The following is a 23,420-nucleotide window of genomic DNA, read 5'->3' on the forward strand; positions in this document are numbered from 1 at the left end:
TGCTCTACCGGCCGCGTGCCAGACGGATCAGCGTGATCTCGGACGGCACGCCGAAGCGGTTTGGCGGCCCCCAGTAACCGGTGCCGCGGCTGGTATAGAGCCACATCGCGCCGAACCGGTTCAGCCCGCCGATCACGGGCTGCTGCAGGCGCACGAACGGCGGCCACGGCAGGAATTGGCCGCCGTGCGTATGGCCTGACAGCTGGATCGAGAAACCGGCCCGGCTCGCCGCTTCCGCGCTGCGCGGCTGGTGCGCAAGCAGGATCTTCGTGGCAACGTCGTGCGGCGCGCCCGCGAGCGCCTGCTCGGGGTCGCTGCGATGCGCGGGATCGAACCCGCCCGCCGTGAAATCGGTGACGCCCGCGAGCACCGCGCGCGCACCGTCGTGCTCGATCACCACGTGCTCGTTGAGCAGCACCTTCAAGCCGATGCGCCGGAACTCGCCGATCCACGCGTGCGCGCCAGCGTAGTACTCGTGGTTGCCCGTCACGAGAAAGCTGCCGTGGCGCGACTGCATGCGGCCGAGCGGCGCCGTGTGTTCGCGCAGGCGCTTGACCGAACCGTCGACCACGTCGCCCGTCACGACGACGAGATCCGCATTCAGCGCATTGACCGCCCGCACGATCCGCTCGATATAAGGCCGCTTGATCGTCGGCCCGACGTGAATATCCGACAGTTGCACGATCGTCATCCCGTCGAGCGCGGCCGGCAGCCCGTCGACCGGAATCGACACGCGCTTGACCGCCGCGGTGCGGCGCGCACCGACGAAACCGATCGCGCTGACCAGCACCGCGCCTGCCAGCACGGCGAGCGCCGTGTCGGATGCCGCGCCGCTCCACGCGCCGTCATGTCCGAGATACCGCCAGGCGAGCACGCCGAGCAGCACCAGTTCGCGCAGGAGGGTCAGCACGAGCAGCGACGAGAAGAACCCCATCACGAGCGAGCCGGCCCAGCCGACCAGCGTCGCGGCCCAGCCTTCGTCGAAGCGGCGCGAGAACATCCCGACCGGGATCAGCACGACGAAGCTCGCCAGCACCAGCGCCGCGACCGTGCGCGCGAGCGGCGACGCGAACGCGTCGGGAATGATCCGCAGCCCGACATACAGATGGAACAGCACGCCGATTGCAATGAACCGGACAAAGAAACTGCGCATGGAACACTCATCCTCGTGGCGATACCGCTTCCGCGCTGCGCGGCGAGCAGGGCCGTGGCATCGCGTGTCGCCGGGCTCCGCTCCGCGCCGCGCGGCGCACCTACGCAGGATGGTACACAGATACCGGCCGTCACGATGGGCGGTGCTGCCGGCGGCGCCGGGAGGCTTCGCGCGGTTCCGCACGGTGGCGAGCGTCGGCGCATCGGCCGGCAGCACCATCCCGGTGCGACGCCGCCGCGCGACGACGGCACTGCGCCGAATGCAGGTCGTTGATCGCCTCGCCCGGCCCTGCCGACCGGATTCACTGGCGTTGATGCAGCAATCCGGCATTCGCGCATCGATTTCGCCGCATTGGCAAACAAAAGCCGCTGCCCCGGTTTCGCCCGACGACCCTTCACAGTCCATTAGCAACCCTACACGAGCATTCGCCGGCAAAATCCCGAGCCAGCCGCGACGGTGGCTGCCAGCCGCCGCACGGCTGGCGGTCCGCATCGTGCTGATTTATCATCGGCTCCATATCACGGCATCGTCGTCGCGGCGACGATGCGCATTGCGCCGCGCCCGGCATCCACCCCAAACGTCGAGCTCGCCACACCATGAGAAAAACAACGCCGCGCGCGCCCCTGCGCGTTGCCGCCGCTCTGGCGCCCGCCCTGCCGCTCGCGGGCTGCACATCGCGCGGCGCACCGTCGTACGTGCTGTTCGGCGCGTATTTCCCGCTCTGGCTCGTCAGTGCGATCGTCGGCATCGTCGGCGCGATCGTCGCGCATCGTGTGTTCGTCGCGACCGGCTGGGCCGCCACGGTACCCTACCAGCTCGCCGTATGCACCGCGATCGGCCTCGTGGTTGCCGTCATCGTTTGGCTCACCGGCACGGGGCCGTTCGCATGAAGGCCGCCGGCGTCACCCGCCCCTCGACGAAAGGCCGTGTGATCGCGCTCGCGATCGTCGCGCTCGGCATCGCGGCGCTCGCGTATGCGTACCACCGCACGACGGCCTATCCATCCACCGACGACGCATCGATCGACGCGGACGTCGTACACGTCGCGTCGCCCGTTGGCGGACGCATCGTGCAGCTTGCGGTGCACGAAAACCAGCGCGTCGCGAAAGGCGACCTGCTCTACGAAATCGATCCCGTACCGTATCGCTTGACGGTCGCGCAGGCGCAGGCCGATCTCGAACTCGCGCGCGCGTCGCTCGACACGCGCCGCCGGTCGCTGATCGGCGAGCGTTCGAATGCGGCGGTCGCCACCGAGCAGGTCAAGCGTGCAACGCAAAACTACGATCTCGCGACGCGCGACGTGAACCGGCTCGCGCCGCTCGCCGCGCAAGGCTACGTCAGCGCGCAGCAGTTCGACCAGGCGAAGGTCCGCCAGCGCGACGCGGCCGTATCGCTCGCGCAGGCGCAGGAACAGCAGCGCGCATCCGCCCGGACGATCGGCGACGACGCCGACGCGATCGCGACGCTCCATGCGCGCGAAGCCGCACTCGCCCGCGCGCAGCACGCGCTCGACGATACGGTCGTGCGCGCGCCGCACGACGGGCTCGTGACGGGGCTGACCGTGCTCGCCGGCGAAACCCTCGCGCCGAACCAGTCGATCTTCACGCTGATCGACGCGAACGAATGGTTCGCCGTCGGCAATTTCCGCGAAACGTCGCTGAACCGCATCGCAGTCGGCGATTGCGCGACCGTCTATTCGATGATCGACCGCAGCCGCCCGCTGACAGGCAAGGTTGTCGGCATTGGCGCGGGCATCTCGGACAGCGATCGTATCAACCTGCCGCGCGCGCTACCGATCGTGCAGCGCTCGGTGAACTGGGTGCACGTCGCGCAGCGCTTTCCGGTGCGCGTGAAGCTCGACGAACCCGACGGCAAGCTCGTGCGTGTCGGCGCGAGCGCGATCGTCGAGGTCCGGCATGGCTCAGCCTGCCGCTGAGGTTCGGTCGCCGGGCCCGCGCGAAGTCCTGCGACTGCTCGCGCCGTTTCCGGGACGCACCGCGATGGCCGCGCGGGTCGCGCTGATCTGCGCGCTCGTCGTGCTCGTGACGAGCGGCTACGGCACGCCGGAAGCCGCGATCTCCGCGTATGTCGTGTTCTTCCTGAACCGTGCCGACCGCGTGACGAGCGTCGTGCTCGCGGTCGCGATGCTGCTGCTCGTCACGCTCGTGATCGCGCTAGTGATCGGCGTCGCGATCTTCAGCATCGAGTATTCGGTACTGCGCGTCGCGTGCATGGCCGTGCTGTCGGTCGGACTGCTGTATCTCACGTCAGCGAGCAAGCTGCGCCCGGTCGGCGCGATCCTCGCGATGATCGTCGGCTTCGGGCTCGACGAGCTCGGCCTCGCGCCGGTCGGCGAAGCCGCGACGCGCGCGCTGCTCTATGCATGGCTGATGGTCGCGATTCCCGTCGGCGTCGCGATCGTCGTCAACCTGCTGATCGCGCCGTCGCCGCGCAAGCTCGCGCTCGGGCAACTCGCGAAGCGGCTGCGACTCGCGGCCCGGCGACTGCGTGGCGACGACGATGCGCGCACGGCGTTCGACGCGACCCTGCGCGAAGGCGACAAGCAACTGCTCACGTGGCTCAAGCTGTCGACGCTAGAAGGGTCGACGTCTGCCGCCGACGCGCCCGCACTGAAGCAGGCCATCGCATCGAGCACCGCGCTGCTCGTCGCGATTGCCCTCGCCGACCGCGAGCCGGATGCGCGGCTGCCCGCCGCGTTCGCGGAACCGGGCGCTGCCACGCTCGACGAGATGGCCGGCATCCTCGAACGAGGCGGCTATCCGGTCGACGTGACGCTCGCGCTGCCGCCGGCCGATACGCTGCCGCCGCTTGCACGCGTCGTCGCAACCGACCTGCACGCGGCGATCACCCAATTCGCCGAGCCGGCCGCACCCGCTGCATCTGCCGCACCGACCGCGGCGGCACGCGACACGTCTGCTTCGTCGGCCTCAACAGCCGCCGCGCCGCCCGCGCCGCGCGGCGGCTTCTTCCTGCCGGACGCCCGCACCAACCCCGACCACGTCCGCTACGCACTGAAAACGACCGTCGCGGCGATGTTCTGCTACCTGCTGTATTCGCAGCTCGACTGGTCGGGCATCCATACGTGCTTCATCACGTGCTACATGGTGTCGCTCGGCTCGACGGCCGAAACCGTCGAGAAGCTCACGCTGCGCATCGCCGGCTGCATCGTCGGCGCGCTGATCGGCACCGCGGCACTGGTGTTCGTCGTGCCGGCGCTGTCGTCGATCGGCGAACTGATGGCGCTCGTATTCGTCGGCGCGTGGCTGTCGGCGTGGGTCGCATTCGGTTCGCCGCGCATCGCATATGCGGGCTTCCAGGTCGCGTTCGCATTCTTCCTGTGCGTGATCCAGGGTGCGGGCCCCGGCTTCGACCTGACGCTCGCGCGCGACCGCACGATCGGCATCCTGCTCGGCAACATCGTCGTGTACCTCGTGTTCACGCGCATCTGGCCGGTCAGCATCGGCAAGCAGATCGATACCGCGTTGGCCGCACTGCTCGATCAATGGCGCCGCATCGCGCAGATCGCGCAACCGGCCGAGCGGCGCATCCTCGCCGCTGAAGCCTTCGCGCGCCATGGCGCGATCGCGCAGGAGCTCGGCCTGATCCACTACGAACCGTCGTGGGTGCGGCCGGCCGCCTCGTGGCTCGGCACCCGGCGACGCGCGCTCGCGGAACTCGGCGCGCTCGAAGGTCCGCTGTTCCTGCTCGCCGAACGCACACCGGGCGACGCGGCGATCGATGCGCGGCTCGCACGCGTGGTCGAACTGCGCGACGACGATCCGGCCGCCGACGCAGCTACGCCGGCACCGTCGTCATCGACCGCCGGTACAGCAGCCATGCCAGCTCCGCCGCCGGCCGCCACCTCCGCCGACCCCGCACGCGCCGCGCTGCTGAACCTGATCGACACGCGGCTCGCGCACATCGCCGACGCCGCCCGTCAAACCACCTCGAAGGAGTCCGCCCCTCATGCGCGTACCTGAACCGCCGGTCGCGTCGCTCGCCGCCGCAGCGCTCGCGACTGCCGTCGCGCTGGCCGGTTGCGCGACGTCGTCAATCGACCTGGCGCCGGAAGCGCCCGACCGTCCGTGGCAGCCGCAAACATCGGCCGCCGGCGACATCGTGCCGGCGCCGCCGCTGGCGTCCGCGCAACGCGCACCGCATGACTACACGCTGCCGGCCTCGCCCGCGCTCGCGTCAGTCCCGCCGCCCGCCGCGCTCGATTCGACACACCCGTACACGCTGCCCGAGCTGATCGATCTCGCCGAATCGACGAACCCGCTGACCCGTATCGCATGGAACGACGCGCGCAACGCCGCGCTCGCGGTCGGCATCGCGAAGGCCGCATACCTGCCGAACCTGTCCGCGACGGCAATGGGCGCGTACCAGACGAGCCACGGCTCGACCTCGACGATCCTCGGCGACGCGTCGAGCAACTCGACCGTGCACGGCACGATTTCGGCGTTGTCGCTGCAATGGCTGCTGTTCGATTTCGGCGGCCGCGCGGCGCGGGTCGAGGCGGCCGAGCAGGCGTCGGTTGCGTCGAACGTCGCGTTCACGGCCGTGCACCAGCAGGTGATCCACGACGTAACCGTCGCGTACTATCGCTACGAAGCCGCCCGCTCGCGCGCGGCCAGCGCGCAGCAGGGTCTCGCGAACGCGGACGCGATCCTCGCGGCGTCCCGCGCGCGGCTGAAGCAAGGTGTCGGCACGGTCGTCGAGCTCGCTCAGGCGACGCAGAACCGCGCGCAAGCGAATCTCGCGCTCGTGCAGGCGAACGGTACGGAAAGCGACAGCTACCTCGCGCTCGTTTCCGCGCTCGGCATCTCGCCGCTGTCGAAGCCGTCGATCGCCGCGCTGCCGAAGCGGCCGCTGCCGCCCGCGCTCGCTTCGTCGGTCGACGCGATCGTGTCGGACGCGATCGCGCGCCGCCCCGACCTGCAGGGCGCATATGCGCTCGAGCAGGCCAATCGCGCGAAGATCAAGGCTGCGGAAGCCGCATTCATGCCGAAGATCTTCCTGTCCGCGTCGACGTCCTATGCAAGCGGCGGCACGGCCATCTCCGCGCTGCCGGCAATCGGCGACCAGGCGCCGACCGTCAACCTGAACGGCAGCCGCTACGGCGGCGGCGTGTTCCTCGGCGTGACGATCCCGCTGTACGACGGCGGCCTGCGCTCCGCCGTGCTGATGCAGGCACGCAACGACGCGCAGAGCGCGTCCGCGCGGCTCACGCGCACCAAGGAGGAAGCCGTCCGCCAGGTCGTCGCCGCGCAAAACGCGGTGCAAACGAGCCTCGCATCGCACGACGCGGCCAAGGCGCTCGTCGACGCCGCGCAGACCAGCTACGACGCGGCGCTGACCGCGTACCGCAACGGCGTCGGCTCGGTCACCGATGCGACGATCGCGCAAAGCCAGTTGCTCGCCGCACGCAACGCGGAAGTCGACAGCTACGCCGGCGCGCTGTCCGCCGCTGCCGCGCTCGCGCTCGCGACGGGCACGATCGGTTCGTCGCAATGACGCGCCTGCTGTGCCCGGCCCGCAGCCAAACTCGTTGACGCCGGCGTGCGCGGCCCACTAGAATGCCGCCCATTCTCCCTTCAGGAACCATCGTGGACAGTTGCAGCACTCCGTTGCGTGCGCCACTTGCCGCCTGAACGCCTGTCCGACGCAGTTCTCCCGCCCGGCTCGCGTTCCGCGAGCCCGCACGCCACCCGTTTCACACTGAATGACGCATTCGCACGCTACAGTAGCGCGCGATGATGGCCATCGTGTCGCTTTCGGCATAACGCCGTCGCGACCCGGGCCGGCATGCGCTCCTTGCACGGCAGGACAACCATGACTCTCGATTTCGCACTTCGTCTTTTCACCGCGTTCGCCTGCGGCGTCGCGATCGGCCTCGAACGCCAGATGCGGCAACGCACGGCGGGCCTGCGCACGATCACGCTCGTCGCGAGCGGCGCATGCCTGTTCGTCACGCTCGGCGTGCTGACCGGCAACGGCGTGGCCGGCGTCACGCAGATTGCCGCGTACGTCGTGTCCGGCGTCGGCTTTCTCGGCGGCGGCGTGATCATGCGCGACAAAGGCTCGATCCAGGGCATCAATACGGCCGCGACGCTGTGGTGCTCGGCCGCCGTCGGCGTACTGTCAGGTTCCGGGCATTACGTGCCGGCGCTCGCCGGCACCGGTGTCGTGCTACTCACCAATACGGTGCTGCGCGGCGTCAGCCAGGCGATCAACGCGACGCCCGTGTCGAACGCCGATCTCGTGCGCGAGTATCAGATCACCGTGATCTGCCTGGCCGCCGACGAAGTGCATATCCGCACGCTGCTGTCGAATTCGATGTACGCGAAGCCGCTGTCGTTCCAGAGCCTGACGAGCGAGGACGTGCCCGACCAGCCGGACCGGCTGAAGGTGACCGCGACGCTGAAGCTGCATCCGAAGGATCAGCAGAAGCTCGAACAGATCGCGAGCCGGATGAGCATGGAGAAGAGCATTTCCAGCGTGAGCTGGACCGCAAAGGAAGCGGAACCGCTGATGGAATGAGCGGCGGCGGGCGGCTCGGCATGACCGCCCCACCGCCGGTGCCGAGTCAGGGCGTATCGATGAGTCCGGCCGAAATCGCCTTGACCACCGCCTGCACCTTGTTGGTCGCGCCCAGCTTCTCGAGGATGTTGTTGACGTGGAAGTTGACCGTGCGCTCCGAGATGCCGAGGATCTGGCCGATCTCGCACGCGGTCTTGCCTTCGGCCGTCCAGCACAGCACCTCGCGCTCGCGCGCGGTCAGCGTGACGCCCGCCTCGGGCGACAGCTTCGGCACCATGAAACGGCTCATCAGCGAATGCGACAGGTTCGCGAGCCAGTTCGTCTGCAGCGTCAGCATGTTGATCTCGGCAGGTGTCAGCCGGTCGGCATGACGCGCGATGCTCAGCAGCCCGAACGCGCCGCGCGCTGCCCAGCTCGACTGCGCGACGCCCACCGACAACCCGAACTCGCGCGCGTCCTGCCATAGCGGGCACGAGTCGATCCGGTCGACGTCCGGCCAGACGATCATGTTGGTGCTCTGCATGCCGTCACGAACCGTCGAGTCGATCTCGATATAGTTCTGCGCGTGGTAGTGCTCCATCCATCCGTCGGGATAAGTGTTAAAGATTGCCACCGCCGGCTTCGAGACGGGCAGCGGCACGCGAATGCCGTAACAGCAATATTCGAAGCCCAGACGTTTAGAATAAGCGGCGATCCGCTGGAAGAGCTGCTGCTCGTCTTCCGCGGCGCTAAATTGTTGGTAGGCATCCTGCCAGCGCAATTCCATTCTTTCTCCGACAACGTCACGCTGTCATACCTGTCAGGTGCCAGCACCGGTTGGGGGCTGATACATTCCGCGCATGACTTCACCTTTGTTGCATCCGGTCCGCGGCCCGTCCCCGGACGGTTACGTGCGCCTGTGCGAAACCGCACTGGCCACGCTCGTGCTCGACCATGTCGCGAGCGGCCTCGATGCATCGCTGCTCGCCGAACTGCGCGACAGCGCGATCGATGCGCGCCTGGCCGGCTACACCGAATGGCATCGCCCGGCCAGTGCCGGCGTCGCATACCTGACGGTCGGCTGGGACTGGTATCTCGAACGCGCGACGGGCACGTTCGTGATCGCGGGCGGCGACGTCCGCAGCAACATCATGGTCGTCGACGCCGCAGGCGCCGACATCGGCATGGCCTGCACCGCTGCCGCGCTTGCCGCGCGGCTCGCCGGCGTCGACTGGGCCGCCGCGGTCGCCTCGGCGTTGCTCGGCCGCAACGATGCCTATCATGCCGGTCCGACGCTCCAGTGACAACCGGCCGCGAATTCCTCCGATGTTTCCGCGCGCATGGCGCTCTTTATAAGCAAAAGCGGCCGGCATTTCAATCCCGTCGATCAAGAAACCGGTGCCACCGGAAAAACCGTGTCGGCCCACCTTCACCCTGTAAGAGTTACCAGTTACCGCCCCCTCGGGACGCGCGCTGTAATGCGGGCATACCAAAGTACAGATCCGAGGACACCCATGCGGACCTTCGTTCACGATGAAGGGCGGTTGCCACACGAACTTGCAGCGGATCTAGGGCGCTATCGGCGCCATGTGTTCGTCGAACAACTCGGTTGGGCGCTCCCGTCGGCGAACGAAAGCTTCGAGCGCGATCAGTTCGACCGCGACGATACCGTCTACGTGTTCGCGAGGAACGCCGGCGGCGAGATGTGCGGATGTGCCCGCCTGTTGCCGACCACTCGCCCGTATCTGCTGAAGTCGCTGTTTGCCGACCTGATCGCCGAAGACGTCCCGTTGCCGCAATCGGCTGCCGTCTGGGAACTGTCGCGGTTTGCGGCGACGAGCGACGAAGGCGGCCCGGGCAACGCCGAGTGGGCCGTGCGCCCGATGCTCGCTGCGGTCGTCGAATGCGCGGCGCAGCTGGGCGCGCGGCAGTTGATCGGCGTGACGTTCGCAAGCATGGAGCGGCTGTTCCGCCGGATCGGCGTGCACGCGCACCGCGCAGGCCCGCCGAAACAGGTGGACGGTCGTCTGGTCGTTGCGTGCTGGATCGACATTGATCCGCAAACGTTTGCTGCACTTGGGATCGAGCCGGGGCAAGCTGCCCGGCAAGCCATCGCCGCCTGAGCCGGAACGCGCGTAGTCCGCCCGGGCGGCATCGTAACGAAGGAGAAACCACTGTGGACCAGTCTCAGGTCTTTCGCGCGATGATGCCCGGGTTGACGAGCGCCAGCGGCGCCCGCATCGCGGTTGCGTACCCGTCGTTTCCGCGGCCGCTGCCGCTCGTGCGACTCGATCGCCGCGGGCTCGTGTTCCGTGCGGCCGGCGCCGCGCCGCTCGTCTGCGGACTACCGCGCGCCGCCACGCTGCTGGCCGCCGACGCACCGCTCTGCTCGCTGCGCCTCGTGATTCGCGACGTCGCCCCTGTCGGCGACGGCCGGCACGACCTGACGATGCAGCCGTCCGGCGCCGCCGGCGACGAGCTGCTGTGGCACGCGCTGCGCGAGCGCGAGCCGTATCGACAGCTCCGGCAGCCGCTCGCGCCCGTCGACGCGGCCATTGCGCCGAACGGCGAGCCGCGGGCGGGTGGCGATGGCACCGCGCGTCCGTCGCGCAGCGCGGCATTCCGGTTGCGATGCCACAGCGATGCGCTGTTCTTCGCCGACTGGCTCGAATATCACTTCGACGAACTGCGCGCGCTGTCGCACCGGCACGGGCCGCAACTACAGCTCAACCAGCTTCAGCGAAAAGTGTCTGACGACGAGGTCGGCGTGCGCTTCGTCTACGACATCGACGGACACGCGACGCGGCACGTACTGACCGACTGCGCGCGCGACGCCTGTGCGTGGATCGAGACCGAGATGCGCAACAAGTACGCGGTGCCGGTCGCGCAGGAACGATTCGGTGCGTTTCCCGCGCATGCTTGGGCGAGCGGTATGTGAGGTACCGCGACCGCGCCACTGGGTGACGGCGCCCCTCGGGAGGATAACCGGCCGACGGCAGCCCCCTGCCGAACACCGGCAAGGGCCGCGCGACAGCGCCGGTGCCGTTATCGGGAAGGTGTGTCTGCGCTGCGTTGCACAATTACAACTAGGGCTTGCCATCCCTCGGGTTTTCCCTTAAAGTTCGATCTGTCTCCTCCATGTCTCCAAACATGGATTCAGCCCGCTCCAGTAGCGGGCTTTTTCTTGCCTGCAATAATTTATTGGGGACGCATTGCCGCCCTATCCGCCTGCGGCGGACACCTTTGACGGCGCTGGCAAGTAGTAGAGGAAGATAAACATCAGCGCGAGAACCACGATCAATACAAGCAGCCGGTACAACCAGCCTTTTCGAGTGCCCGGAAGGTCCGACACGCCGCTCGCATCGCCCGTCAGCACCATCAGCGCCCGACTGCCAGCCCCGCTAGCACCATCGTCCCCTTCGCGCCCCAACCGAACGCGACTTCCAGCGCAGCCCTCAAACGAGACTGGCGAGAGGGCCCGGCAAACGGCCCGGGCAGGTTAGGCTTGCGCATCGTGTTCGCAGCCGATCCGGCATGCATGCGGCGCATCGCATCCGCGCGTCAGCAACAGCATAAACGGGACAAAGACGACTCCGTCACCACGCCTGCCTATCGACTCACGACAGGCGGAACGCCACCATTACGCCCGCACACGAGCCGCCGATCGCGCCGCCGTACGGCACCGATATCCGGAAACTTTCGAAGCACGTGGCATCGCGCGATCGCTATGGCGATGAGTGTCTTATGGAGGAGGCACCCCGAAAACGCGTTCCGCCGGGGCGCTCCAATATAAATACGACTGCGATGGCCGCAAGCGCGGATGCTTGCACAAGCGACACACTCGCGGCTTATCCTCGACAGAACCGCTACGCACGCCCAAGGCCCTCATGCACGCCCACCTGCGCATCGCCCGCCCTGCCGCTGACCTGGCCCGAACCGAACGCATGTACTGCGGCGCGTTCGAATTGTCGGCGCTCGCGCGCTTCGACGATCACGACGGCTTCTCCGGCGTGATGCTCGGCCGCGAAGGCCTCGACTACCACTTCGAATTCACGCACTATCCGGCGCATCCGGTTGCACCGTCGCCGACGCCGGAAGACCTGATCGTCTTCTACCTGCCCGACCCTCACGCATGGGAAGCCACATGTGCCCGCGCAACCGCGCACGGCTTCATGCGTGTAACGTCGTTCAATCCGTACTGGGATGCATCAGGACAAACGTTCGAGGACGCCGACGGCTACCGGATCGCCCTGCAGAACGCCGCATGGCGTTGAGAAACGCCCCGCGCGACGCAACCCGCTACGCGCCGGTTACGCCCCCCCGTGCCGCCACTCCGGCAATCGAACGCAGGCGAACGCGCGACATAAACGACGTGCGACCGCAGCGCATGCCCCTCCGGCAACTCAGGATGGTCGAAGTCGCGCACCGGTTGCCGCTCCATGCCGATTCGCTGCATCACGCGTTGCGATCGCAGATTGCCTTGCGCAGTCCACGCGAAAATGTCGGCGAGCCCGATTCGCGCGAACCCGTCGACCAACACCGCGGCAGCCGCCTCGGCGATATAACCATACCCCCACGCTGCACGCGCCTGCCGCCACGCAATCTCGACGCAGGGCGCCATCGGATGCGTATCACGAACTTCGCGCGACAGTCCGCATAGCGCGATCAGCGCACGGTCGGTCTTGCGCTCGACGGCCCATTGGCCGAAACCGTGTTCGCCGAAATGCGCTTCGAAACGCTCGATACCGGCGCGCGCCTCGTCGACGCTCATCGGCCCGCATGCCAACCACGCAGTGACATCAGGATTCGCATGGATCGCCGCAAACGGCTCTGCATCTTCCGGCCGCCATCGACGCAACCTCAGCCGGGCGGTGTCGATTTCCAAAGATGCACTCATGCCTGTCGATCCCTTGTCGCCGCACAGGTTCTTGCACCGCCGCGCGCGACGATTCGTTCCATGTTCGATCCGGCCTGCAGCACATCACGCGTCGCACGCTTGTGCGACACGCCCGCCCTGCCGAAACCGCTCGATGATCGCAATGAAATGCGCGAATGTCACGGGGCGGGTCATTTTGAAACCGCTTCCAAACGCGAATACGCTCTCCCATGCCTATCCTCGCGTCCAGATCGGTCGCCGCCAGCAAACGGGCAGAACGTGACGTTGCCCTGTGTCGAATGCCGCAAAATAGTCACCGCCTGTGGCATGCCCACCGGCGGCGCGTCGAACGCAAGGGATCAGATCGCGCACCCGACCTCGGCACCATGCGATGTATCGCCGATCGATCCGGCTGTGCGGAAGGCGCTTACGTCGCGTTAGAGAACCGGACTTGGCGTCAGAACTCGAGCCACATACGACGGACCGGCCGGAAGGAGTGGACTGAAGAAGGACAGCTCCGGATAGCAAGCACGATGGTCGACCGCGGGGTAGCTCACCCGCGATAGCCACCGGCACGCATGCCTGCAGATGGAACCGACACTTGCCGCCGCAAGCGCGCGGGCGCTCGCCCATCGCGCGGCCCAGGCGCGTGCCTGACATGAATATGGGCCCAGCGTGGCCTCTTTCCCGTGCGGCGGTCGCTACGGCAAGTGCCATCGGCAGACAATCGCCGAATTTTCACTTGCCGCACTCAACCGCCCATGTGCCGAGCGGTTTATTTAGACTTTTAGAACCAAGGCCTTAGAAAACCATTCGCCGAGCCTGAGCAACTTCAGGCAGAAGCGGGTTTCTGTTACTCGTTTTCTTCGAAGTAATGGCCGAACTTGACCTGCTTGGTCCGGATATAGCGCTCGTTTTCCTCGCGCACCGGCACCGCAAGCGCCACGCGCTCGCACACGGGAATGCCGTGCTTCGCAAGCGTGTCGAACTTCTTCGGATTGTTGCTCATCAGTCGCACCGACGTCACGCCGAGGATCCGCAAAATCGCGGCGGCGGAGTCGTATTCACGCGCGTCGTCGGGCAGGCCGAGATCGAGATTGGCCTCGACGGTATCGCGCCCCTGCTCCTGCAGCGCATACGCACGAATCTTGTTGCTCAGGCCGATGCCGCGCCCTTCGTGGCCGCGCAGATACAGCAGCACGCCGCGGTCTTCCGCGGCGATGTAGCGCAGCGCGAGATCGAGTTGCTCGCCGCAATCGCAGCGGTAGGAGCCGAACACGTCGCCGGTCAGGCACTCGGAATGCAGCCGCGTCAGCACGGACTGCTCGCCGGTGACGTCGCCCATCACGAGCGCGAGGTGTTCGGCATCGCTGCCCGATACGCGGAAAGCGTACGACGTGAACGTACCGTAGCGCGTGGGCAGCGACGCGGTGGCGACGAGCGTCACGCACTCGTCGGCCTGGCCATTGCCCGGCGTGGGCGATTGGGGACGCGAAGACATCATGAATTCAATCGAACGATCAGGAATGTAGGAGTTACGTGGATAGTGCGTGCCCGGAGTTTACCGCTAATCTGGAAACGTCACGCGACTGCCGCCACAGGCCCGGCTATACTGGCCTCATCGGGTGTCGCGCATCACGCCCTGCCTTCCCTGCATCGTTCTGCACACGGAGAAAGCAAATGAGCACGACTGTCGCGCAGATTCTCAAAGCCAAGCCTGATTCGGGCCGCACGATCTACACCGTCACGAAAGCCGATTTCGTCTACGACGCCATCAAGCTGATGGCGGAAAAGGGCATCGGCGCGTTGCTGGTCATGGACGGCGACGACATCGCGGGCATCGTTACCGAACGAGACTACGCGCGCAAGGTCGTGCTGCAGGATCGTTCGTCGAAGGCCACCCGCGTCGACGAAATCATGACGACCAAGGTGCGCTACGTCGAACCGTCGCAATCCACCGACGAGTGCATGGCGCTGATGACCGAGCACCGGATGCGCCACTTGCCCGTCCTCGATGACGGCAAGCTGATCGGCCTGATCTCGATCGGCGACCTCGTGAAGAGCGTGATTGCCGACCAGCAGTTCACGATCAGCCAGCTCGAGCACTACATCCACGGCACGCCCACGGTCACGTCCGCCTGACCCCGCCCCAGCAAAAAAGGCCCAAACGCGCGAGCGTCTGGGCGGAAAAGCCGCCGGAATGCGGCGACGGAGGTTCTGCTCTGCTAACGCGGACGCGCGCGCATGGCGCGCGTCCCGTCGGTCATATGCCGCGCTCGGGCAGACCCGGGGTATTCAGTTGCCGAAGTAGACCGAATTCACTGGATTCGGGGCTTCGTGCGTCATGCGGCGGCCCGACTGGCCGGCGGCGGTCGCCACTGCACCATAGCCACTTGTATCGGCTTGCGCGAGCATCGGCTGGTTCGGCTGGATGCGTTGTTCTGCTACCTGGACGTTCTGCGGATATTGCGCATCGCTCGCGAGCGGCTTGTAGCCGTTCTGTTCGAGTTGCACGAGATCGGCCCGGACCTGTGCGCGGGTCAAGCCCTGGTCGGACTGTGCGAACGATGCAATCGGGGCGGCAAGGACGGATGCAGCGATCGCTGCGTAAATGATCGACTTCATGATGGACCTCCGAAATATGTTCTCTTTTGACCTCGCCTCCGGCAGAACTGTCTGAAGCGATGGAAGAAGTGTAGTTCCCCCAACACCAAGGGGAAACCCTTGGTTTGGACATACAGCGTTGCGTTTTTGACAAATATTGGCGGCTGTTCACCCATGAAATAGCTATCACTTAAATCATTTCCACAACAATGCCTGACGAAAGGCCGACACCCGACTCACCGCCCCGGAAGGTTATGTTGTAGAATCGTAAGGTTTTATTCGCCCCTCGATATTCGATCCATCATGCACGCGCTAACGCTCCTTTCCATTTCGCCGTCCGGTCCGGCCGGCGTGCGTGTGCGCGTCGACCATCCGGCGCACCCCTACGCTCGACGCACGGCCCAGGCGCCGCTCGCCGCCGCCCGGCGCCTGATCTGACGGACTGGTCTCCTCCCCGGAGCCACGTCAGACGGGCTCCGGGCGATCCTCATAGGCACGCCACGCCCGCCCCATGCCGATCATTTGGAGAACCTCCATGAAACAACGCCTTTACCAGTTGACCGAACTCGACGTCGCCCGCCTCGAGAAGCACGCCGAAAACAATCCCCGATTCCAGACGATGCTCGACACGCTGCTCGAGCGCGCCGATATCGTCCAGCCAGACGCCGTGAAGGCCAACGTCGTCACGATGAACTCGCAGATCACGCTGCTCGACGAAGCGTCGCAGGAACAGGCCACGTGGACGATTGTTTATCCCGATGCCGCCAATCTCGAACTGGGGCGCCTGAACGTGTTCTCGCCGGTCGGCATGGCATTGCTGGGTACGCAACGCGGCCAGCTCGTCAAAGTCATGCAGCCGAGCGGCATCGAGAAGCTGATGAAAGTCTCCGCCATCGTGTTCCAGCCGGAAGCCAACGGCGAATACACGCGCTAACGGCGCCGCCCGTCTTGAGATCGTTGAAGACCTTCATCCAGAACTTGGCGCCTTCGGTGCCTTCGATCCACAAGCCCAGAATATCGCGTGTGCCGTCGGGTAGAACGCCCAGCGCAAGGTAGATCGCCTTGTTGCGCACCACGGCGTCTTCGCGAATCTTGACCCGTAGCGCGTCGAAGAACACGACCGGGTACATGGGTTCGAACGGCCGCGCTTGCCAGCGCGGTCACTTCGGCCATGACCTCGTCGGTGACCGAACTGATGAAATCGGGCGAAACCGCGGTATCGTATTGCTCCTGTAGACATCCCTGGATCTCGCGCACGGTCATGCCCCGGGCATACATGGCGACGATCTTGTCGTCGAAGCCCGTGAAGCGCCTCTCGTGTTTGGGCATCAGCAGCGGCTCGAAGCTACCGTCGCGGTCGCGAGGCACCTCGATACGGATCGGGCCGTCCTCGGTCAGAACCGTCTTGGCGCCCGAGCCATTGCGCTGGTTGGTCACGGCGCTCGGCTTGGCAGCGCCTGGCGGGTAGCCGAGATGGTGACTCATCTCGCCGCCCAGCGCCCGCTCGATCAGCGCCTTCTTGGTAAGCGCCCGAGCAGCACCGTAGTGCAGGTTGTTGACGACGGAGATCCGTCTCGCTCTGTCGACACCACGAGCGCACCGCTGGCTCGCGGTTCAGGCTGAAGCGGAATCGGCCCTGCAGTTGCGGATAGCGATTGAGGAGATCGGAGACGATCTCCTGCGCCGTCTGTTCGAACCAGCCTTCGTCGTCACGCGTGCCGCCCAGGAACACCAGCGCCGACGAAAATTCGATCTGGTACGTCGACAACCCACCGTCCCCGCCCAGGTAGCCCACCCGGTGCACGAAGCCATGTACCGGACGATAGACGGAATCGGCAAACGGAGCGGTGGGCTGCTGGATCCACAACGTGACGGGCTGGTGCATCAACGACAGCAGCGCAGTGTCGTCGCGCAGTGACGCGACGTCGATCGTCCAGTTGTAGTCGCGGCCGATCCTGGCCGTGCCACGAGCCCGCAACGGAATCAGCGCGTTCTGGCCCAGCGACGTGTCCAGCTTCGGCAGGCGGTTGCGCTGCAGCAAGCCCCGATGAATCGCGTCGTACAGCTCGCGAAATTTCAGTTCCCCGAGCGCAAGTGGCCTGAGTACCATTTTTCTCTCAATGTTTTTCTAGAATTTGCCGCCAAAGGTACGGCAAACTCATTTCAGGCAGCGTCAATGACGTGAAACTTTAGCGATTGTCAAATATCCTGCTCTAATTTCGAGGCTGGCGCCGCAAGCCGCCGATCATCGCCTTGATCTGCGCATCGATCTCGCCGGCCAGGTTGCCCCATTCGGCGGTCACTCGGCGGGCAGAAGCCGCCGTTTGAATAGCATGCAATCCTGCAGAGACCTCGCGGCATCCGGCCAGTTCGACGCGCATCATGCCGCCAGGCGCCGAAACTTCTGCCTGTTCGTCGTGGGTCAGTTGCCGCACGCGGCGCATCTGATCCACCCAATCGGCCAGTTCGTCGGCCCAGTCGCGCAGGCGATACAACCGTCGCCCGAACGATGGCGTCCCCGTAAAATCGGGCAGGAAGTGAACCAGAAGCGCCTCGTTTCCGGCTGCGGTCGTCACGATGAGACGATCGGTCCCATCGTCGATGGCTTCGATCCGGACGTCGTCGATGAACGTGGTTGGGTCGCGCGCGGCAACAGCGGCTTCGTGATGCGCGAACAGGCTTCCCTCCCCATTTTCTTTCCCGGGCTGAAAGCTGCGAGCGGCATCCTGCCCAATGCGCCCGCGATACGCCTGTCAAGGGCGCCTGGATTCGGCTTCCATCTTTCAATGTCCAACTCTACTGGATTTTCATCCTACAAATTGGAATGCGCATGCTGATCAGTTACGCCCGCATTTCGACCGATGACCCGCATCTCGATCTGCAACGCGACGCGCTTGTGCAGGCCGGCTGCGAATTTTCGAAGACGACTGTGTATCGCGCGCTACACCGCGTCCAGCAACCGCATTCCGTGCACCACGCCGATCACGGCAAGCCGAGGGTGCTGCCGCAGGCAGAACCCTCCAAGCCACTTTGACGCACGAATCACGTGATTAAAAAAGCGCCGACGTTTCCGTCGGCGCTTGAGGGTAACGATGCATTCCGATGTATTTGTACATCGCAAGCCTGCGATGTGCGAAAGCCCTGTAAACGGGGTTTCCTCGATACCATCTCACGAACTATGTATCGTTAGGGTATAAGTTCCGCGACCTCGCTTTTTTGCGTCCGGACGCCCTGCATCTCCGGCACCGCCATCGCTTCAGGCGTTTCCGCCGTCGACGGACGAAAAAAAGGCGCCCGAAGGCGCCTTTTTTTGATACTGCGAAGCTGGTTACCCAGCCGTCACGCTTAGAAGCGGTGACGCAGACCAACCGTTGCTGCGGTTTGGTTGATCGACGAGCTTGCTGCCGTCGTCGGGTCGCCGTTGTAGATCGACGCGCCGCCTGCATTCTTCGATGCGCGTTGGTACACAGCTTGTGCGTACACGTCCGTGCGCTTCGACAGCGAGTAGTCAGCTTGCAGACCGAACTGGTTCCAGTGTGCGCTGCTGCCGTCAACCTTCGCGCTCGTGTACGTGTAAGCAGCACCCAGGCCGAGAGCCGGCGTCAGGTTGTACTTTGCGTTGACTTCGTAGTTGTCAGCGTGGAACGTGCCGCCGCCGTTAGCTTGGTTGTCAACACGCGATTGCGTCCATGCTGCGCCAACTTGCGCCGGGCCGAATGCGTATGCAGCTGCCGCGCCGTACGTGCGCAGGCGGCCTTGGCCGTTGAACAGTGCGTTATCCGACACGACTGCGCCCGACGACGTTGCGTTCGGGTTGTTCGCTTGCGAGTAAGCTGCACCCAGCTTCAGGCCTTGGAACTGGTACGACACGCCGCCGCTGTATGCACGGTTGTTGCCGAAGTTCGTGTCGTTCGAGAACGAGTACGTGCCGCCGAATTGCAGGCCAGCGTAGTTAGCGCTCGTGAACTTGATCGAGTTGTTGTTCGAGTAGCCGCCGTTCGTGCTCAGGTTGTCGTTGTTGCCGACGTGAGCGAAGTACGTACCACCCCACGAACCCGTTGCGGTCAGCGGAGCCAGGTAGTCTTGAACGGAGTCATACTGCTTGCCCAGCGTAACCGTGCCGTACTGGCTCGACAGACCGACGAATGCCTGACGGTTGAAAATCGTGTTGTTGCCACCGTTCGCGAACTTGCCGTTGCCGATGCCGAAACCGCTTTCCAACGTGAAGATTGCCTTCAGGCCACCACCGAGGTCTTCCGAACCACGCAGGCCGAAGCGGCTCTGGTCAATGCCCGAACCCATCGACCACAGCGACTTGCCTTGGCCAGCTGCGTTCTGGACGTTGCTTTGGTAGGTGATGCCTGCGTCCAGCACGCCGTACAGCGTGACGCTGCTTTGCGCGTGAGCGACGGTAGCGAACGATGCTGCAGCTGCTGCAACGATCAGAGTCTTGTTCATTCGTGGAGCTCCCTTCTAAAAAGAGGCAGGTCTCGCGACCTTGTTCATAAACGGTCTGCAACCGCCCGGAAACGCCATCGGTACTGCTGGCTGCGCCCGGATAGTTGCCCGTTTGGGAACCGTGAGTTTAGGGGTGTACCCTAGGGGAGCGATCCGCAAATAAAGAAATAAGCTTTTCCAGAACTAGAAATAATAGAAATGGGGACGCGTTATAAGTATTTGTTTTAGCTTCTTTTTTTGGCTTCTTGACGCGTGCTTTTTGGAGGCTTTCATCCCACCATTCTTTCATGTCACCAGCTTGACGGTTGCATAGAAACAACAAGCAGAACGAGGCATCGCCGCGAAATCGGCAATTTTTACCTATTTTCACCTCGGATACCGGGTTTGACCGACTAAAAATGCAACGCCCAATTGGTAAACAACAGTAAACGAAGGAGGACGCCGCTGCTGCGGTTGCCATTCGCCTGCACAAGCGCCGGCAACGCGCGGCTTGCCGCAAAAAGGCAGCGCGGACGGCGACCGCCGTCGTGACATGTAGTAACAGCCTTAACGCCCGCCGTAACGCGGCCGCGGAACTGGCAGGTTAATGTAAGGCAGCCCGTATTACAGAAGAGGACCCGACATGAATCGACGCTCACTGTTGCACGCCATCGGACTGACCGCCGCCCTCGCCGGTACAGGCGGCTGGTTGCGTACCGCCTCGGCTCAGCCCGCGCCGCCGCCGGGATACCGGCCGCCGGGTCCGAACCACGCGCCCGGCAGGCCGCCTTATCCGGATCGCCCGGGCTTTGCACCGCCCGCGCCGCGACACGACCGCCGCCCGCCGCCACCGAGGTCGCACGGCTACGTGTGGACCGACGGCTACTGGCGCTGGCAGCGCGGCCGCTATATCTGGGTGTCCGGCCGGTGGGTCGCCCGCCGCCCGGGGCATCGATGGGTCCCCGGCTACTGGCGGCGCCAGGGCCAGATATGGGTCTACGTCGATGGAGCCTGGCGATAGACAGCAGACGCGTCGGCGATGGCCCGACGCGACTCAGTCGGACGGCGGGCAGTTCCGCGCCGTTCGGCTGCCGGACGATCCTGCCCGGCGGCCAGTACCTGCATCGGCCGATATCACCGGAGCACGAACGCCATCCGAACCGGAACAGCGATCGGTCATACGCCCTGCAGCACACCCGTTGTATCCGGCTTCCGCGACGGCCCGGCCACGTCGATCCGAAACGATCGACGCTCACGAGTCACTCCGCCCTCTGCGCATCGGGACACGAAATCATCGCCTCGGTGCACGTCGCAACCAACGCATCGCGGGCAGTCAGTTCGCAACGTGAACGAATCTGGCGAATGTCACTCTTCCCCTGCCACGACCACGACCACGGCGAGTCAAACACCCTGGCCGCCGCCAGGTTCGCAAGCGCGCATCCATGCGTTTGCAATGGCGCATGTGCAGCCCGTCCGTTTCGCCCGAAAATTCGGATGCCGAAATCATCTGCCACCCAAGCAAGCGCATACCCGTCGGTTCGCCACACATCGGGATGACGCTGCGGCGTGCCGCGCCCCGCTCAACGCCCACTGCTCTCCGGCTCCCGCGCTCGACGACGCGCAGCGCAAATCGCACGGTGATGTTCGTCGGCCCAGCGGATCATCGCATGCATCGGCGTCAGGAACGACTGACCGAGCTCGGTCAGCGCATATTCGACGCGCGGCGGCACTTCGGCGTACAGCGTGCGGCTGACGAAGCCGTCCTGCTCGAGCCGCTTGAGCGTGCGCGACAGCATCTGCTTCGACACATCGCCGATCGCGCGGCCGAGCTCGTTGAAGCGCAACGTGCCGCCGGACAGCGCTTCGAGCACGAGCAGGCTCCACTGATCGCCGATACGGTCGAGTACATCGCGAATCGGGCACGGCTGATCGAGTTCGACGGAGTCGTCGGCGGACGGAGACGGAGACGGCATGGCAGGATTCTCTTTCACGGGCAATACGAGGTCACAGCGGCGTGACCTGTTCACACCGCTGTGACTTCTTGTGACGGGTTCGCGGCAACTGTACCATTCGAGCGACCCGACGGGCCGCACGGTTTCGCCAGTTCTACGAAGCATGCGGCTGCACGCCGGCGCCGCGCGCCAGCGGCACCCGTTCGCGCGCCGATCCTCACGATCGGTGGCACCCGCAGTCGCGCCCCCCGCGCCATCCACGAATCGCCAGACAAGGAACCCCGACATGTCACCGCTCCGCCTCCCCGTTCGCACCATCGCCGCGTTCGTCCTGCTGGCCGCATCGACGGCCGCGCTGGCCGCCGGCCCGGCCACGCGCGACGTTGCCGCCGAGGAGGCCAACCGCCAACTCGTGCTGACGTTCTACGACCGCTTCTTCAACAAACACGAAGCAGTCGAAGCCGCGGCTGTCGTCGCGGACGACTACAAGCAGCACAACCCGCACGTGCCCGACGGCAAGAAGCCGTTCGTGTCGTACTTCGTCGGCGCATTTCAGAAGAACCCGGAATCTTGCGCACGCATCGTCCGCAGTGCGGCCGACGGCGATCTCGTCTATCTGCACGTGCATGCGACCGAGCATCCGGGCGATCGCGGCGAGGCGGTTGTCGACATCTTCCGCGTGCAGGACGGCCGGATCGTCGAACACTGGGACGTGATCCAGCCGGTACCGGAAAAGTCCGCGAACGCGAACACGATGTTCTGACCGGCCGAGGCCGCGCATCGCCGCGCGGCCGGCACCTCGCGAAACGCGCATGATCGCCCGGCGCCGGCGAAGTCACCTACAATCGTGCATCGCCGCCACGCCGCCCCGACTCGCATCACCGGATCGGGGCATCATCCGTCCGCGCGCCGCCGCGCGCGCTGCACGGCCAGCGCGCGCGGCCGTTCGCGAAGATGGTGTCAACGATGAGCCCTGCCCACATTTCACTGAATAGCGCCGGCGACCTGGTCGCCAGCCTCGGCAGTCCGCAGTTCCCCGCCCGGCTCTGGGGCTGGCTGCGCGAAACGGTCGATCCGCAGTCCCACTACAGCGTCGCGACCCGTTACCGGCGCGGCGCGGGATCGCAGGCGGTCGACGGCGTCGACGTGCTGTTCTTCGCGGGCGGCGACGATCCAGGCGGCACGCGCCATGCGCTCGATCTGTATACACAGGGCGACTGGCGCAACGACACGTTGCTCCCGCACATCGAACGCGTCACCGATTCGCAGCTCGTGTTCTCGTGCAACGAGGAAATCGACACGGCGACCGAGTACGGTCGCCAGTTCGCGCTGGGCGATCTCGGCGAGGACTGCACGCTGCTCGGCAGCGAGCGAGACCATGTCTATGCGTTCTCGCTGTTCCGGCGGCGCGGCCAGCCGTCCTATACGCTGGCCGAGCTGAGCCTGCTGCGGCAGCTCGGCGATTTCGTGCTGCCGCTGCTGATCCAGCACGCGCGCCTGGCGCGGCTCACGCCACGCCAGGACGACGGCGCGCTGCTGCAGCGGTTCGAGCAACGGCTGGCGGCCAGCGGCGCCGCGCTGTCGCAGCGCGAGCGGCTCGTGTGTCGCGCCGTGCTGCAGGGCCGCCCCGTTCCGCGGATCGCCGACACGCTCACGCTCAAACCGAGCAGCGTGCGCACCTACCTCGGCCGCGCGCTCGCGAAGCTCGGCATCGCCAACCGGGCCGGGCTCTTCGCATGGTGCGTGACGGATGAAGACGCGCCGGCCGCCGGCGATCGCTAGAGAAGCGTATCTCGTCCTCACCTTGCCGCCTTTGTCGCGCTTGTCCTTAAAACGACGACAGACAGCAGACCGGCCC

The 23,420-nt window shown here is 65.5% G+C and carries 23 protein-coding genes and 2 pseudogenes; 15 read left to right on the forward strand and 10 right to left on the reverse strand.

What is annotated here, in order from left to right; genetic code table 11:
• Positions 1 to 4: 4 nt before the first annotated feature.
• Positions 5 to 1,153 carry a metallophosphoesterase gene (locus DIE13_RS17700; RefSeq protein WP_124828375.1) on the reverse strand — a complete coding sequence of 383 codons (1,149 nt, stop codon included), beginning with the start codon at positions 1,151 to 1,153 and terminating at the stop codon, positions 5 to 7.
• Positions 1,154 to 1,749: 596 nt separating this feature from the next.
• Between DIE13_RS17700 and DIE13_RS17705 the strand changes: the two genes are divergently transcribed.
• The 5 genes from DIE13_RS17705 (at position 1,750) to DIE13_RS17730 (ending at position 7,714) form a co-directional block, all read left to right on the forward strand.
• On the forward strand, positions 1,750 to 2,043 hold the full coding sequence (locus DIE13_RS17705) for a hypothetical protein (protein WP_124828376.1): 294 nt from the start codon (positions 1,750 to 1,752) through the stop codon (positions 2,041 to 2,043).
• Complete coding sequence (gene mdtN, locus DIE13_RS17710) at positions 2,040 to 3,089, forward strand: multidrug transporter subunit MdtN (RefSeq protein WP_124828377.1); 1,050 nt, start codon at positions 2,040 to 2,042, stop codon at positions 3,087 to 3,089. The genes DIE13_RS17705 and mdtN overlap by 4 nt, the downstream gene beginning before the upstream one ends.
• Entirely contained in the window at positions 3,070 to 5,154 is a 2,085-nt protein-coding gene (locus DIE13_RS17715; RefSeq protein WP_124828378.1) for an FUSC family protein, read from the forward strand. Before mdtN ends, DIE13_RS17715 begins: the two co-directional genes overlap by 20 nt.
• Positions 5,141 to 6,688, forward strand: coding sequence for a TolC family protein (locus DIE13_RS17720; RefSeq protein ID WP_124828379.1), 1,548 nt, complete (start codon positions 5,141 to 5,143; stop codon positions 6,686 to 6,688). The genes DIE13_RS17715 and DIE13_RS17720 overlap by 14 nt, the downstream gene beginning before the upstream one ends.
• A gap of 318 nt (positions 6,689 to 7,006) precedes the next feature.
• The gene (locus tag DIE13_RS17730; RefSeq protein WP_076478711.1) at positions 7,007 to 7,714 is read left to right on the forward strand and encodes an MgtC/SapB family protein; all 708 of its coding nucleotides are present in this window, start codon (positions 7,007 to 7,009) and stop codon (positions 7,712 to 7,714) included.
• 46 nt (positions 7,715 to 7,760) lie between these two features.
• Here DIE13_RS17730 and DIE13_RS17735 read toward each other — a convergent pair whose 3' ends face one another.
• Positions 7,761 to 8,480, reverse strand: coding sequence for an autoinducer binding domain-containing protein (locus DIE13_RS17735; protein WP_124828380.1), 720 nt, complete (start codon positions 8,478 to 8,480; stop codon positions 7,761 to 7,763).
• 73 nt (positions 8,481 to 8,553) lie between these two features.
• Here DIE13_RS17735 and DIE13_RS17740 point away from each other — a divergent pair, with 73 nt between their 5' ends.
• From DIE13_RS17740 to DIE13_RS17760, 4 genes are all read left to right on the forward strand, one after another.
• A complete protein-coding gene (locus DIE13_RS17740) occupies positions 8,554 to 8,997 on the forward strand; it encodes a DUF4902 domain-containing protein (protein WP_124828381.1) in 444 nt (147 codons plus the stop codon).
• A gap of 210 nt (positions 8,998 to 9,207) precedes the next feature.
• A complete protein-coding gene (locus tag DIE13_RS17745; RefSeq protein ID WP_124828422.1) occupies positions 9,208 to 9,816 on the forward strand; it encodes an acyl-homoserine-lactone synthase in 609 nt (202 codons plus the stop codon).
• A gap of 53 nt (positions 9,817 to 9,869) precedes the next feature.
• Positions 9,870 to 10,631: a hypothetical protein gene (locus DIE13_RS17750; RefSeq protein WP_175750399.1), complete on the forward strand. Its 762-nt coding sequence runs from the start codon at positions 9,870 to 9,872 to the stop codon at positions 10,629 to 10,631.
• A 949-nt stretch (positions 10,632 to 11,580) separates the two neighbouring features.
• A complete protein-coding gene (locus tag DIE13_RS17760) occupies positions 11,581 to 11,967 on the forward strand; it encodes a VOC family protein (protein WP_124828382.1) in 387 nt (128 codons plus the stop codon).
• On the opposite strand, the gene DIE13_RS17765 is transcribed toward DIE13_RS17760, so the two are convergent.
• A complete protein-coding gene (locus tag DIE13_RS17765) occupies positions 11,931 to 12,578 on the reverse strand; it encodes a GNAT family N-acetyltransferase (RefSeq protein ID WP_244097677.1) in 648 nt (215 codons plus the stop codon). The two genes, DIE13_RS17760 and DIE13_RS17765, sit on opposite strands and share 37 nt — an antisense overlap.
• Positions 12,579 to 13,422: 844 nt before the next feature.
• Positions 13,423 to 14,073 (reverse strand): GTP cyclohydrolase II, encoded by a 651-nt coding sequence (ribA, locus tag DIE13_RS17770; RefSeq protein WP_096501226.1) that lies wholly within the window; start codon positions 14,071 to 14,073, stop codon positions 13,423 to 13,425.
• Positions 14,074 to 14,249: 176 nt separating this feature from the next.
• On the opposite strand from ribA, the gene DIE13_RS17775 reads away from it, so the two are divergent.
• Positions 14,250 to 14,711: a CBS domain-containing protein gene (locus DIE13_RS17775; protein WP_124828384.1), complete on the forward strand. Its 462-nt coding sequence runs from the start codon at positions 14,250 to 14,252 to the stop codon at positions 14,709 to 14,711.
• Positions 14,712 to 14,864: 153 nt separating this feature from the next.
• Here DIE13_RS17775 and DIE13_RS17780 read toward each other — a convergent pair whose 3' ends face one another.
• A complete protein-coding gene (locus DIE13_RS17780) occupies positions 14,865 to 15,194 on the reverse strand; it encodes a DUF4148 domain-containing protein (protein ID WP_124828385.1) in 330 nt (109 codons plus the stop codon).
• Positions 15,195 to 15,708: 514 nt separating this feature from the next.
• Here DIE13_RS17780 and DIE13_RS17785 point away from each other — a divergent pair.
• Positions 15,709 to 16,107, forward strand: coding sequence for a GreA/GreB family elongation factor (locus DIE13_RS17785; RefSeq protein ID WP_124828386.1), 399 nt, complete (start codon positions 15,709 to 15,711; stop codon positions 16,105 to 16,107).
• A gap of 4 nt (positions 16,108 to 16,111) precedes the next feature.
• Here DIE13_RS17785 and DIE13_RS17790 read toward each other — a convergent pair.
• From DIE13_RS17790 to DIE13_RS33435, 3 genes and pseudogenes are all read right to left on the reverse strand, one after another.
• A pseudogene (locus DIE13_RS17790) lies at positions 16,112 to 16,694 on the reverse strand (IS256 family transposase); the annotation flags it as partial.
• Positions 16,695 to 16,737: 43 nt separating this feature from the next.
• Positions 16,738 to 17,283 (reverse strand): annotated as a pseudogene (locus DIE13_RS17795) (contractile injection system protein, VgrG/Pvc8 family); the annotation flags it as partial.
• A 103-nt stretch (positions 17,284 to 17,386) separates the two neighbouring features.
• Positions 17,387 to 17,908, reverse strand: a complete 522-nt coding sequence (locus tag DIE13_RS33435; protein ID WP_311768335.1) for an Imm75 family immunity protein — start codon at positions 17,906 to 17,908, stop codon at positions 17,387 to 17,389.
• Positions 17,909 to 18,003: 95 nt separating this feature from the next.
• Here DIE13_RS33435 and DIE13_RS33700 point away from each other — a divergent pair, with 95 nt between their 5' ends.
• Positions 18,004 to 18,207 carry a hypothetical protein gene (locus DIE13_RS33700; RefSeq protein ID WP_279607207.1) on the forward strand — a complete coding sequence of 68 codons (204 nt, stop codon included), beginning with the start codon at positions 18,004 to 18,006 and terminating at the stop codon, positions 18,205 to 18,207.
• A gap of 311 nt (positions 18,208 to 18,518) precedes the next feature.
• Here DIE13_RS33700 and DIE13_RS17810 read toward each other — a convergent pair whose 3' ends face one another.
• Positions 18,519 to 19,631, reverse strand: a complete 1,113-nt coding sequence (locus tag DIE13_RS17810) for a porin (RefSeq protein ID WP_096501234.1) — start codon at positions 19,629 to 19,631, stop codon at positions 18,519 to 18,521.
• A 622-nt stretch (positions 19,632 to 20,253) separates the two neighbouring features.
• On the opposite strand from DIE13_RS17810, the gene DIE13_RS17815 reads away from it, so the two are divergent.
• Complete coding sequence (locus DIE13_RS17815; protein WP_124828387.1) at positions 20,254 to 20,631, forward strand: YXWGXW repeat-containing protein; 378 nt, start codon at positions 20,254 to 20,256, stop codon at positions 20,629 to 20,631.
• A gap of 559 nt (positions 20,632 to 21,190) precedes the next feature.
• Here DIE13_RS17815 and DIE13_RS17820 read toward each other — a convergent pair.
• Positions 21,191 to 21,583 (reverse strand): winged helix-turn-helix transcriptional regulator, encoded by a 393-nt coding sequence (locus tag DIE13_RS17820; protein ID WP_124828388.1) that lies wholly within the window; start codon positions 21,581 to 21,583, stop codon positions 21,191 to 21,193.
• A 265-nt stretch (positions 21,584 to 21,848) separates the two neighbouring features.
• Here DIE13_RS17820 and DIE13_RS17825 point away from each other — a divergent pair, with 265 nt between their 5' ends.
• Both DIE13_RS17825 and DIE13_RS17830 read left to right on the forward strand, forming a co-directional pair.
• The gene (locus DIE13_RS17825) at positions 21,849 to 22,325 is read left to right on the forward strand and encodes a nuclear transport factor 2 family protein (protein ID WP_124828389.1); all 477 of its coding nucleotides are present in this window, start codon (positions 21,849 to 21,851) and stop codon (positions 22,323 to 22,325) included.
• 203 nt (positions 22,326 to 22,528) lie between these two features.
• Positions 22,529 to 23,344, forward strand: a complete 816-nt coding sequence (locus DIE13_RS17830; RefSeq protein WP_233410022.1) for a helix-turn-helix transcriptional regulator — start codon at positions 22,529 to 22,531, stop codon at positions 23,342 to 23,344.
• Positions 23,345 to 23,420: the final 76 nt, after the last annotated feature.

Origin of the sequence: Burkholderia sp. Bp9016 (assembly GCF_003857765.1) — a bacterium.
GTDB lineage: Bacteria > Pseudomonadota > Gammaproteobacteria > Burkholderiales > Burkholderiaceae > Burkholderia.